This is a genomic window from Burkholderia sp. BCC0405, from assembly GCF_902833075.1.
In the GTDB taxonomy this organism is placed as follows: domain Bacteria; phylum Pseudomonadota; class Gammaproteobacteria; order Burkholderiales; family Burkholderiaceae; genus Burkholderia.
This window is the reverse complement of record NZ_CADFEO010000010.1, coordinates 233,530-244,642: the sequence shown is the minus strand read 5'-3', so window position 1 is coordinate 244,642 and position 11,113 is coordinate 233,530. Positions and strand designations below refer to the sequence as shown.

Genomic DNA, 11,113 nt, shown 5'->3' with positions numbered 1-11,113 from the left:
CTTTCTCCTTGTATTCCTCGCGATACCAATCTCGGTCGTACATGCCCATTTGTGGCCCCTCGGTTTTTGTAGTAGGCGAGATTGTAAGCCGGTGCGGCGCGATGGCACCGTCCAGCGTCAGGAGTGTCCGGCCGGGATCGCAGCGACGTAGGGCGACGGCTTGGTTGCGGAGTTGTGGCGGTTGTCGCGCGGCTCAGCGCGGCCAGCCGGACCGAGTAGCGGGTACTCGCGATGGCCGGTGTCGAAGGCACGGCAGGGAAACGCCCTCCCTCCTGAAAGCCCGCTGTGGCGTATGTGGTTCCGGCGCGATAGGCGCGGGCATAGGCGGTTGCGGGTAGAGGGGTGGGGTTATCGCTGCGGGCGGCTCGCCCAGCGCAGCAGAGCGCGCCGGGCGGGCCGCGCGCAGCGCGGCCCCTAAACTTGTATCAGGGACACTTAACGGATACGGGACACGGACGCCGGCATAGGGCGAGGCCGAGCAAGGACAGTAGGCAGTTCGGAAAAAAGAAAAGCCCTGAACGCGGCAACGGTCAGGGCTTGGTGAAACAGCGCATTACAAGGGTGATTGCAATGCACGACGCAAGTATAGGCGATTACTCGCCGTTCCGTAGAGAGTGGGTGATCCGTGGCCGGAATTTTGGAGACGGTCAGGTCGAAGTGACGGCGACGCGGTTCGATCGCTACATGGGCGCGCTGTCGTTGAATGCGATGCCCAAGGCGAAGCGCGGCGAGTCGGAGAACAGCGAATCGAACCTGATGGACGCAGCGAAACGCGCCAAGCAACAGGTGCGGCTCCGCTGTAAAGCGATTGGAGCGGATCGAATGATCACGTTGACGTACCGCGAGAACATGCAGGACAAAGCCCGCCTGAAGCGTGATTTCGACGCGCTGCGCCGCCGCCTGTCGAAGCTCTCTAGCTTCCAATACGTGGCGACGCCGGAACGTCAGAAGCGCGGTGCATGGCACCTGCACGTCGCCGTCAAGGGCCGTCAGAACTACCGCGTGCTGCGCTCGATCTGGCAAAGCATCGTGGGCGTCGGCAACGGTCAAGTCAACGTGCGGAATCCGTTCAAGGAAAAGGGGCTGCGGCACAAGCTCGCGGCCTATCTCGCGAAGTACATCACCAAGGATTTCGCGGAGCACGCGCTGAACGAAAAGCGGTACTGGACGAGCCGCGGCGTGGTCGTCCCGGAAGTCATGCCGATCGATCACATCACGGCGAATGATCCTGCCGAGGCATTGAAGACTGCATTTAAGGCGGCATTGCGAGCGGGTGCGACATTGGATCGTTGTCAGGCATTTTGGCGGCAAGAGTTAGGGGTGTTCTGGTTATCGACGCGAGAAAATTAGAATCAATATTGGTAATTAATTATTGATTCGCGCTGTGGGTTTAAATGTCGATATTATTCGGATTCAACGGCGTGAGAGGGCTGGTGAATGACATTCGAAGAAGTAATAGACGTATACCTCGCGTCGAAAAATAATCGAAGCAGGCAACGTGATCTGTACGCATTGAAGCGGCTCAGGCCGTATTTTTCTGACAGGGATTTGTGCGTGCTGAAGCGGGCCGACGTGAGGCGGTACATTGCAGTTCGGCAGGCGGATGGTGTTCAGGAATCGACAATACAGCGTGAATTGAGGGTTTTTTCTGCGGCGATAAATTTTGTGCGATTGGAATATGATCGGCCCGATTTACCGAATCCGGTTATTAAGCTGGCTATGTCGTCTGGGGCGGCTCGGGTTCGGTGGATCAGTCGGCAGGACGCTGACGCACTGGTGATATGTGCGTCACGCTTCGCACGTCGGCCGCATTTGCCAAACTTCATTCGTCTTGCTTTGCATACCGGTTGCCGGAAAAACGAACTGCTGAAGCTCGAATGGTCGCGGGTGGATTTTGATCGAGCGGTTTTGTCGCTGGAGCCGCGCGATACAAAGAACGGTAAGCGTCGCGTTGTGCCGCTGAACGATGAGGCAATGGCGGCGTTAAGACATCAGCGAGAGTGGGTGCGGGTGACAGTGCCTCGTTCGCCGTGGGTGTTCGCGGTGGCGTCGGGCGGTCGCCTGACGACGATTCAGAAGGGTTTCCGCGCCGCGTGCGTTCGCGCGGGGATCGACGATTTCAGGGTGCACGACTTGCGCCATACCTTCGCCTCTTGGCTCGTCATGGCGGGCGTGTCGCTGTACGTCGTGAAGGATTTGCTCGGTCACTCATCGATCACGGTGACGGAGCGGTACGCGCATCTGGCCCCGCATATGGGGCGCGAGGCGGTGCGGACGCTGCACGCCTAGGCGTGAGGCGGTGACGACTGGATGAGGTTTTACGTCAAATAAAGGGGGCGGAATGCTATTGAGTGTGGCACGATGTATTATAGATCGTGCCGTTATCTTCTAAAGGTTGTGCTATGAAAACGTTAGATGTGTCTCAGGCTGCTGCCGCAGCACACGCGGGAGGCGTCCTGTCCGCTGTCCTCAAAGCCGAGGGCGGTTCATTTTACGTCGAGCTGGAGACGCGGACGGCCGGAACGGCTGTGCTGGTCACTTCGAACAATCGTCGGCCGCGCGCGTTCCGGAACCCCGTCAAGGCGCTTGAGGTGATCCGCGAGCTTGGGTTGCAGTCGGGGCGTTTCTCGCTCGAAGCGTGGCGGCCGGATGAGGTAGAGATCGAACGTTCTAGCCGTCCGGATCGCGCAGAGGCGATGAAGCAGACGCACGCGAATGCGGCGGCTTATGACAAATGGTTGCGCGAGCAGGTGCAGGCGTCGATTGACGATCCGCGCCCGAGCATCGAGCATGAGGACGTAATGAAAAAGGCTCTGGCTCGTGTCGAAGGGATGCGAAAGGGGAAGCGTGCTAAGACTTAAATGGCGGCCGATGGCCGAGGCAGACCTGTTGGGTATCTTGGAGTTTATCGGGGAGGACGATCCGGATGCTGCATTAGCGTTGGTAGAGCTGATCCGTGAAAAGGTCGAGGGGCTGAGGGCTCGCCCGAAGCTGTACCGAGTGGGGCGCGTTTCCGGAACGAGAGAGATGGTGGTGCATCACAACTACGTTGTCGTGTACAGCATTGATGCGGACGTGGTGGAGGTTCTGAGCGTGAAGCATGCCCGGCAACAGTGGCCGGACTGAAGCTGGATTCGGCTTGAGCTTGCCAATAACGGGGTGAAGAAAATGTGGGGAATGGAAACGAGAGACTGGATGACGGTTGCCGCAACGGTTGCCGGGCCGATCCTCGCGGTGCAGGCGCAGAAATGGGTGGAGCGTGCCCGTGCATCCGCACAACGCCGGGACTGGATTTTCAGCACCCTGATGGCGACTCGACAAGACCGCGTTTCAATGGAGCACGTGCGCGCGCTGAACATGATCGACCTCGCGTTCTACGGTACGCGTGTGCTTGGCAAGGTATGGCGCAGTAAGGGTTCGCAGGCGGTTCTCGACGCGTGGCACGACTACCACGCTCACCTGACGGTTTCTCCACAAAATCGACCCGCGAACGAAAGCGAGCAACGCGACTGGAACGATCGCTGTGACGAACTGCTAACTGATCTGCTCGACCGGCTCGCCGCAGTCATGAGCTACAAGTTTGAACGCGCCGCGCTGAAAGGCGGTAGCTATTCGCCCGAAGCACATGGCACGGTCGCGCTACAGCTGCAGGCCATACGCCATCTGGCAATTGAGGTGCTCGCAGGCAACAAGAATCTACCGATGGAGGTCAAGGCATCGCCCGTCGATGCCACCGTCGCTGAACAGCAGCGCAACACGCAGATCGAACTGGTCCAGAACCAGAGGGAAATGATGAGCGGCCTTAAGCAGATCCTCGAGCGCCTCACCGAGCATGCTGTTGGCCCTCGCGCAGAAGCATTAGCGCCCACTGAACCTGAGTCTCATCGATGAACCAAAGAAAGATTCTTCGTGGATGTCGCTTGCCGACCCGTTGCCGCCCTTTGCCGGTACTGCAATCAACGGGCGGTTGTTTGTCTACTACAGCCACTCGCCTGATCGTGCCTTCGGGCACGTGACCGAAAGACGAACTGCGTGCTCGCAAGTCTTTGGCGCTGGTAAACTTGGGCAACCGGGCATCCCTGCAACTTGACGATATCCAACACGTTCTCCCGGAAAATATGGCAATCAACGGATAGGAAAAATAATGAAGACCATGAACGCCTATGAACGATGGCAGGTCGTCACGCTAATCACACAAACCATCATTTTGCTCGGCACGCTTATAGTTGCTCTGTACATCGGTTTTAAGCAAATTCAGATAAGTAGCCAGCAAACGGAGATTAGCCTTAAGCAAACCGAGATTAGCAAAAACCTTGCAGAGCTGCCCTATGTAGTGTCCGCCGAGGTGACATATGATCCATCAACCAAAAGAATCAATATATACAACAAAGGGCAAACCAACATATTCCTTTGGGGTTCGAAAATGGGTGATGGGCCTGCTCTCGTGGAGAAAGAACCTCGTTTAATTACGCCAAGCGGATCTTATTACGTCTTTGCAGACCAACTTGAGGACGAAATCATCCAAAAGACCGGCGGCAACGGAGAGGTGCGCGGTGATTTAAAAATATACTTAAAAAATCAAGGCGATACAAAATACAAAGTATCGGTAATCATTTTCGCCAAATGTGAAAATGGGCGCGTTTCAATTAATACGCAAACGACTTCGATTAAGCCTGAAGCTTGGTAGAGAACACTCAAGCCCGGCATGTAAAATTTGAGTTGAGCACGTCTGTCCGCAGCGGAGGAAACCGCCGGCAAGGCGCGATAGAATGAAAAAGCGATGCTCTCCCTTGAGGGCGGAATGGCCGCTTGCTGGGTGGGAGCGATGTGAAAGTGTCCCGGCGACGGAACGAGCGAATGAAACCAAAAAAAAGCCCTGCGAGTGCAGGGCTTTTTCTTTGCCTAGTGGCTTTGCGCTGGCGCCGGAGAGAACTGCTCGATCCAGCGTTTAACGCGTCGCCACAAGCGGCGAATTCTTTGGTGGGCGGTACTGGGATCGAACCAGTGACCCCTGCCGTGTGAAGGCAGTGCTCTACCGCTGAGCTAACCGCCCAAAGAAGCTGAAATTATGTCAGAGCTTTTGGGGTTCGTAAAGCCCTTTCTGCAAATTTTTTTCAGACCCGCGCAACGACCGGTCAGCCGGTCGTGGACGGCTCGACGAGCTCGAGGATCGACCCGTCGCGCTTGAGCGTCGCGAGCACGATGCTCGAGTTGATCGACATCACGCCTGCGGCGCGGTGCAGCCGGTTGATCACGAAATCCGAATAGTGATCGAGATCGCGCGCGCGAACCGTCAGCACGTAGTTCGACCCGCCCGTGACGATCTGCGCCGCGATGACCTCCGGCCACTGCTGGATCGCCTCCACGAACCGGTCGTGCCACTCGGGTACGTCCGGCCGCATCGACACATGCACGAGCGCCTCGAACGCGACACCGACCTTCTTCGGCTCGATCGCGCAGCGATACCCGGCAATGGCGCCACGTTCCTCCAGCAGTTTCACGCGCCGCAGGCATGCCGACGGCGACAGCGCGACCGCGTTCGCGAGGTCTTGATTGCTGATGCGTCCGTCCCGTTCGAGGTGCCGGAGGATCCGCATGTCGGTTCGATCCAGGGTCATTTCGCAGAATCCGGTGAATTTATAGATGAGATCCGCAGACTCTACTGAAATCCGGCGGGTTCGTCATCGAAAAGTGAAGCTCATTCTATTTCGTCCTCGATAACATGCGCCCCATGTCCTGGCTGCTCATCCCGACGCAACGTGATGCCTCCGGTTGTCCCGCCGCCTTCAACCTTTACCGTCATTCCGCCATGTACGAACACATTCCCGCCTACCCGGGCGATCCGATCCTGTCGCTGTTCCAGGCATTCCAGCAGGATGCGCATCCGCACAAGGTCAACCTGAGCATCGGCCTCTACTACGACGACTCGGGCCGGATTCCGGTCCTCGACAGCACCGGCATCGCGGCCGCGCGGCTACGCGAGGCCGGTGCGCCGCACACGTATCTGCCGATGGAAGGGCTCGCCGCGTACCGGCAGGGTGTGCAGCGCCTCGTGTTCGGCGACGACTGCGCGGCGCTCGCGGAAGGGCGCATCGCGACGCTGCAGACGCTCGGCGGATCGGGCGCGATCCGGCTCGGCGCGGAATTCGTGAAGCGCTATTTCCCCGACAGCGCGATCTGGATCAGCGACCCGACGTGGGACAACCACCGCGTGATCTTCTCGGCCGCCGGCCTCGACGTGCACACGTATCCGTACTACGACGCGTTGCGCAACGGCATCCGCGTCGACGCGATGCTCACCACGCTCGATGCGTTGCCGGCGCGCAGCGTCGTGCTGCTGCAGCCGTGCTGCCACAACCCGACGGGGCTCGACCTCGGCCGCGACGCATGGCGCGCGGTGATCGACGTGCTCGCGCGGCGCGGGCTGATTCCGTTCCTCGACATGGCATACCAGGGGTTCGGCGACGGTCTCGCCGACGACGCATGGGCCGTGCGCGCGATCGTCGATGCCGGGCTGCCCGCGATCGTCGGCAATTCGTTTTCGAAGAACTTCTCGCTGTACGGCGAGCGCGTCGGCGGGCTGTCGGTCGTCTGTGCGAACGCGGGCGAGGCCGCGACCGTGCTGAGCCAGTTGCAGGCCGGCGTGCGCCGCACCTATTCGAGCCCGCCGCTGTTCGGCGCACAACTCGTGTCGACGGTGCTGAACGACGACGCGTTGCGCGTGCGCTGGGACGACGAGGTCGCGCAGGTGCGCGCGCGCATCAAGCGGATGCGCGGCGAACTGAAGGCCCGGCTCGACGCGCGGCTGCCGGACCGCGCGTTCGATGCACTCGTCACGCAGCGCGGGATGTTCAGCTACACGGGCATGGCCGCGACCGACGTCGACCGGTTGCGTGCCTCGCACGGCGTCTATCTGCTGCGCTCAGGGCGCATGTGCATCGCGGGCCTGAACGATGCGAACGTCGACCACGTCGCGAACGCGATCGCCGATGTGCTCGGCGGCGCGTCGCGGCAGGCCGCCTGAATTTCCCGACCCCGATCCAAAGGAGGACACGCTGGCTGAAACGATCCCGGTCGACCTGCCGCAACTCGCGCAACCGTTCTCGTGGGCGACCCGCGCGGGCGGGTTGATGTTTACGGGTCACGGGCCGGTCGACGCGTCCGGTGCGATTGCCGGCGACACGATGGGCGAACAGGCGCGCGTCACGCTCGCGAATCTCGCGAAGGCCGTCGCGGCGGCCGGCGCGACGATGGACGACGTCGCGCAGGTGATTGTCTACCTGTCCGACGTGAAGGCGATGCCCGAATTCGATACCGAATACCGGCGCCACTTCCGCGAACCGTATCCGAACCGGACATGCGTCGGTGTGCAGGGTTTCGCCCATCCGGCGATGCGCGTCGAACTCGTCGCGTACGTCGCGCTACCCGCGGCGCGCACCTAGCAGGAACACCGCATTGCGCGGTGTGCATTCACGCAATCATCGATAAACAAGAGCAGGACTGGAGGAGAACATGAGGACAATCAATCGATTCGCACTACCAATGATGTCGGGTGCGCTTGCCGCGAGCGGTGCGATGGCGCAGAGCAGCGTGACGCTGTACGGGATCGTCGACCAGAGCATTCGCTATACGACGCATGCCGACGCGTCGAACGATGCAAGCGTGCAGATGACCAACGGCGCGATCACGAACAGCCGCTGGGGGCTGAAGGGCAGCGAGGCGCTCGGCGGCGGGCTGCAGGCGATCTTCCGGCTGGAGAGCGGCTTCGAGCCGCAGAACGGGCAACTCGACGGCGCGCTGTTCGGCCGCTACGCGTATGTCGGCCTCGCGAGCGACTGGGGTACCGTGAAGCTCGGCCGCCAGGCGACCGAGGCGTTCAACCTGTTCGGCGATCTCGATCCGCTGACGGTCGGCAACTACACGGCCAACATGTGGCCGTATTTCCTCACGCAAGGGCGTGCGAGCAACGCCGTCAGCTACGACGGCACGTTCGGCGGGCTGAACGTCGGCGCGAGCTACGGCTTCGGCGGCGTCGCGGGCAGCCTCGGCGCGAATGCGTACTGGGGCACGCACGTGTCGTACACGCAGGGCGGGCTGATGGTTGGCGCGACGTACCAGCAGGTGCGCGACCTGAACAGCCGTGCGCAGCAGGCGTGGGGCGCGGGCGCACGCTACGCGTTCGGCGCGGCGACCCTGTACGCGGGCTATCTCGGCGGCATCGACCGCACGGGCATGCTCGACCAGCAGTTGCTGAACGCGCCGGGCCGCGACGTGACCTACGGTGCGTTCGCGGACAACCCGCGTCGCGACGCGATCTTCTATACGGGCGCGAGCGTCAAGGTCACGCCGGCCGTGTCGGTGACGGGCGTCGCGTATTACGACGACATCCGCGACGTCAACGGCGTCGCCGGCAACGGCGGCAAGCGCTATACCGGCGTGCTTGAGGCCGAGTACGCTTTGTCGAAGGCAACGCAGGTCTACGCGACGCTCGACTACAACCGCGTGACGGGCGGCGCGTTCACGGAATTGCCCGGACGCGGCAACCAGACCGGCGTGGCGGCCGGCCTGCGCCACCTGTTCTGAGCACGCGGCGCGCAGCGGCCGGCCGGTCCGGCGCCGGCCCGCGCGCCGTCGACGTTCCGACCGGACAATCGCTTTCGAACGAGGTCATTCGATGCAACCAGAAGGGCAATTCCAGCATATCGCGGCGCGCGAGCAGGGCCTGCGTCGCACGCTTTCCGCACGGCAGATGGCGATGATCGCGATCGGCGGCGCCATCGGCACCGGTCTCTTTCTCGGCAGCGGCTTCGCGATCGGCTTCGCGGGCCCGAGCGTACTCGTGAGCTACGCGATCGGCGCGTTCATCTCGCTGCTGCTGATGGGCTGTCTCGCGGAGATGACGGTCGCGCACCCGACCTCCGGTTCGTTCGGCGCGTATGCCGAACATTACGTGAGCCCGTGGGCCGGATTCCTCGTGCGCTACGCGTACTGGGCGTGCATCGTGCTCGCGGTCGGCACCGAGGTCACCGCGATCGCGCTGTACATGAAGTACTGGTTCCCGGGCGTGCCGGGCTGGCTGTGGATCGTCGGGTTCTCCGCGCTGCTGGTGTTCGTCAATGCGCGCAGCGTCGACGTGTTCGGCGCGGTGGAGTACGGCTTCTCGGTCGTGAAGATCGCGGCGATCGTCGGCTTCATCCTGCTCGGCGCCTATGTCGTGTTCGGCAATCCGGGGCTGGTCGGCGACGGCGCCGCACGCGCGGGATTCCACCATTACACGGATCACGGCGGCTTCTTTCCGAAGGGGGCGTGGGGCACGTGGGTCGCGGTGATCGTGTCGATCTTCAGCTACCTGAGCATCGAGATGATCGCGGTCGCGGCCGGTGAAGCCGAGGACCCCGAGCGCGCGGTCACGCGTGCGTTCCGCTCGACGATCGTGCGGCTCGTGCTGTTCTACCTCGTCACGCTCGCGCTGATGCTCGCGATCGTGCCGTGGACGGCGGCGGGGCGCGACGAAAGCCCGTTCGTGAAGGTGATGGAGGCGATTCACCTGCCGGGCGCGGCCGGGCTGATCAACTTCGTCGTGCTGATCGCCGCGCTGTCCGCGATGAACAGCCAGCTCTACATCACGACGCGGATGATGTTCAGCCTGTCGCGTGCGGGCCATGCGCCGAAGGCGCTCGGCGAAGTGAACGCACGCGGCGTGCCGTTCGGCGCGCTGATGCTGTCGACGCTCGGCATCGCGCTGGCGACCGTGCTGAGCGTGCTGTATCCGGACGCGTCGTTCACGATCATGATGGCCGTATCGATGTTCGGTGCGCTGTTCACGTGGATGATGATCTTCGTCACGCACTATTGTTTCCGGCGTCGCCGGACGGCGCTCGGCCTGCCGGCGCCCGCGTTCCGGATGCGCGGTTTTCCGCTGCTGACGCTGCTCGGCGCGGGCCTGATGCTCGCGGTGATGGTGACGACCTACTTCACGGCGGAATTCCACATGACGCTGATCTTCGGCATTCCGTTCCTGGTTGCGCTGTCGGTCGTGTACGCGGTGTGGTACCGGCGTGCGCAGCCGGTACTCCAGCCCGACGCGAAGGTGTGACGTAGCAGCGGGTGCGTGCGCTCAGCCCGCGAGCGCGGGCAGTGCGTCGATCGACGCGCGGACGTAATCTGCGAAGCGCAGCGCAACCGGTTCAGTGGTACCGCTGCGCTTCAGCGCGAGCGTGCGCGATTCGAGCGACGCATCCTTCAGCGGCCGGAACGCGAGCCGGTCGCTCTTCACCTGCTGCAACACGCGTGGCACGAGCGCGAGCCCCATCCCGAACTCGATCATCGACAGGATCGTCTGCCACAGCCGTGCCTCGTGGCGGATCAGCGGGCTGAAACCGGCATTCACACACTGCGCGATGATCAGGTCGTGATAGTGCGGCGCCGCTTCGCGCGGGAACAGGATGAACGGTTCCGCGGCCAGCGAGGCGAGCGCGACCTGCTTGCGCCGCGCGAGCGGATGCGCGGCCGGCAGGCAGCACACGAACGGTTCCGCATAGACGGGCGTCGATTCGACCTCGGGCGGGAAGTGGCCCCAGTGCGCGTAGCCGAGATCGATCTGGCCGCGCTGGATCGCCTGCACCTGCGACTGGGTGTTCATTTCGCTCAGCACGACCTCGACGCCCGGATAGTCGGCCTCGAAGCGCCGCACGGCATCGGGCAGCCCGCGATACAGCATCGAATGAACGAAGCCGATCCGCAGCCGGCCCGCGAGACCCGATGCGGAGCGCACCGTCAGGCGTTCGGCCTCGGCCGCCTGCAGTAGCAGCCGGCGCGCTTCGCGGAGCAGTACCTCGCCCGCGTTGGTCAGTGCGACGGTCTTGTTGGTGCGTGAGAACAGCTGGACGCCGAGTGCGTCCTCGAACTTGCGGATGTCGAAACTCAGCGCCGGCTGCGAGATGAACAGGCGCTTCGCCGCGCGCCCGAAGTGCAGTTCCTCGGCGACCGCCACGAAGTAGCGCAACTGCCTCAGTTCCATGGGGTCTCCTCGCGGCGTCGGTATCGATAAGCGATATCTATCGTACCGGATAAATCCTGTATTGGACGCTTATCGAACGCGCGCCTACGCTCT

At 62.2% G+C, this 11,113-nt stretch carries 12 protein-coding genes and 1 tRNA gene; 10 read left to right on the top strand and 3 right to left on the bottom strand.

Translation table 11 applies throughout. The features are described from left to right. Window positions 1–570: 570 nt before the first annotated feature. From HWX36_RS18925 to HWX36_RS18900, 6 genes are all read left to right on the top strand, one after another. Window positions 571–1,350 carry a hypothetical protein gene (locus tag HWX36_RS18925; RefSeq protein WP_175953699.1) on the top strand — a complete coding sequence of 260 codons (780 nt, stop codon included), beginning with the start codon at window positions 571–573 and terminating at the stop codon, window positions 1,348–1,350. An 87-nt stretch (window positions 1,351–1,437) separates the two neighbouring features. After that, window positions 1,438–2,289, top strand: a complete 852-nt coding sequence (locus HWX36_RS18920; protein ID WP_175953590.1) for a site-specific integrase — start codon at window positions 1,438–1,440, stop codon at window positions 2,287–2,289. A 113-nt stretch (window positions 2,290–2,402) separates the two neighbouring features. Then, window positions 2,403–2,861: a hypothetical protein gene (locus tag HWX36_RS18915; RefSeq protein WP_175953588.1), complete on the top strand. Its 459-nt coding sequence runs from the start codon at window positions 2,403–2,405 to the stop codon at window positions 2,859–2,861. Window positions 2,862–2,871: 10 nt separating this feature from the next. Continuing rightward, window positions 2,872–3,126 carry a type II toxin-antitoxin system RelE/ParE family toxin gene (locus HWX36_RS18910; protein ID WP_010111085.1) on the top strand — a complete coding sequence of 85 codons (255 nt, stop codon included), beginning with the start codon at window positions 2,872–2,874 and terminating at the stop codon, window positions 3,124–3,126. 42 nt (window positions 3,127–3,168) lie between these two features. Further along, on the top strand, window positions 3,169–3,891 hold the full coding sequence (locus tag HWX36_RS18905; protein ID WP_347879222.1) for a DUF6680 family protein: 723 nt from the start codon (window positions 3,169–3,171) through the stop codon (window positions 3,889–3,891). A 253-nt stretch (window positions 3,892–4,144) separates the two neighbouring features. Then, on the top strand, window positions 4,145–4,687 hold the full coding sequence (locus HWX36_RS18900) for a hypothetical protein (protein ID WP_175953586.1): 543 nt from the start codon (window positions 4,145–4,147) through the stop codon (window positions 4,685–4,687). A gap of 291 nt (window positions 4,688–4,978) precedes the next feature. Here the strand turns inward: HWX36_RS18900 and HWX36_RS18895 are convergent. Both HWX36_RS18895 and HWX36_RS18890 read right to left on the bottom strand, forming a co-directional pair. Continuing rightward, window positions 4,979–5,053: transfer RNA gene (locus tag HWX36_RS18895), tRNA-Val, on the bottom strand. Window positions 5,054–5,135: 82 nt separating this feature from the next. Further along, on the bottom strand, window positions 5,136–5,618 hold the full coding sequence (locus HWX36_RS18890) for an Lrp/AsnC family transcriptional regulator (RefSeq protein ID WP_175953584.1): 483 nt from the start codon (window positions 5,616–5,618) through the stop codon (window positions 5,136–5,138). A 191-nt stretch (window positions 5,619–5,809) separates the two neighbouring features. Here HWX36_RS18890 and HWX36_RS18885 point away from each other — a divergent pair, with 191 nt between their 5' ends. From HWX36_RS18885 to HWX36_RS18870, 4 genes are all read left to right on the top strand, one after another. Further along, complete coding sequence (locus tag HWX36_RS18885; RefSeq protein ID WP_175953582.1) at window positions 5,810–7,024, top strand: amino acid aminotransferase; 1,215 nt, start codon at window positions 5,810–5,812, stop codon at window positions 7,022–7,024. 31 nt (window positions 7,025–7,055) lie between these two features. Further along, entirely contained in the window at window positions 7,056–7,442 is a 387-nt protein-coding gene (locus HWX36_RS18880) for a RidA family protein (protein WP_175953695.1), read from the top strand. Window positions 7,443–7,545: 103 nt separating this feature from the next. After that, window positions 7,546–8,583 carry a porin gene (locus tag HWX36_RS18875; protein ID WP_175953693.1) on the top strand — a complete coding sequence of 346 codons (1,038 nt, stop codon included), beginning with the start codon at window positions 7,546–7,548 and terminating at the stop codon, window positions 8,581–8,583. A 91-nt stretch (window positions 8,584–8,674) separates the two neighbouring features. Continuing rightward, complete coding sequence (locus tag HWX36_RS18870; RefSeq protein WP_175953580.1) at window positions 8,675–10,096, top strand: amino acid permease; 1,422 nt, start codon at window positions 8,675–8,677, stop codon at window positions 10,094–10,096. Window positions 10,097–10,117: 21 nt separating this feature from the next. On the opposite strand, the gene HWX36_RS18865 is transcribed toward HWX36_RS18870, so the two are convergent. After that, entirely contained in the window at window positions 10,118–11,020 is a 903-nt protein-coding gene (locus HWX36_RS18865) for a LysR family transcriptional regulator (RefSeq protein ID WP_175953578.1), read from the bottom strand. Window positions 11,021–11,113: the final 93 nt, after the last annotated feature.

What these genes read in the sequence shown, in the direction of transcription:
- HWX36_RS18905 (WP_347879222.1), top strand. Translation starts at nt 3,169, where the DNA reads ATGTGGGGAATGGAAACGAGAGACTGGATGACGGTTGCCGCAACGGTT.
- HWX36_RS18890 (WP_175953584.1), bottom strand. Translation starts at nt 5,618, where the DNA reads ATGACCCTGGATCGAACCGACATGCGGATCCTCCGGCACCTCGAACGG.
- HWX36_RS18920 (WP_175953590.1), top strand. Translation starts at nt 1,438, where the DNA reads ATGACATTCGAAGAAGTAATAGACGTATACCTCGCGTCGAAAAATAAT.
- HWX36_RS18900 (WP_175953586.1), top strand. Translation starts at nt 4,145, where the DNA reads ATGAAGACCATGAACGCCTATGAACGATGGCAGGTCGTCACGCTAATC.
- HWX36_RS18925 (WP_175953699.1), top strand. Translation starts at nt 571, where the DNA reads ATGCACGACGCAAGTATAGGCGATTACTCGCCGTTCCGTAGAGAGTGG.
- HWX36_RS18865 (WP_175953578.1), bottom strand. Translation starts at nt 11,020, where the DNA reads ATGGAACTGAGGCAGTTGCGCTACTTCGTGGCGGTCGCCGAGGAACTG.
- HWX36_RS18875 (WP_175953693.1), top strand. Translation starts at nt 7,546, where the DNA reads ATGTCGGGTGCGCTTGCCGCGAGCGGTGCGATGGCGCAGAGCAGCGTG.
- HWX36_RS18910 (WP_010111085.1), top strand. Translation starts at nt 2,872, where the DNA reads ATGGCCGAGGCAGACCTGTTGGGTATCTTGGAGTTTATCGGGGAGGAC.
- HWX36_RS18885 (WP_175953582.1), top strand. Translation starts at nt 5,810, where the DNA reads ATGTACGAACACATTCCCGCCTACCCGGGCGATCCGATCCTGTCGCTG.
- HWX36_RS18870 (WP_175953580.1), top strand. Translation starts at nt 8,675, where the DNA reads ATGCAACCAGAAGGGCAATTCCAGCATATCGCGGCGCGCGAGCAGGGC.
- HWX36_RS18915 (WP_175953588.1), top strand. Translation starts at nt 2,403, where the DNA reads ATGAAAACGTTAGATGTGTCTCAGGCTGCTGCCGCAGCACACGCGGGA.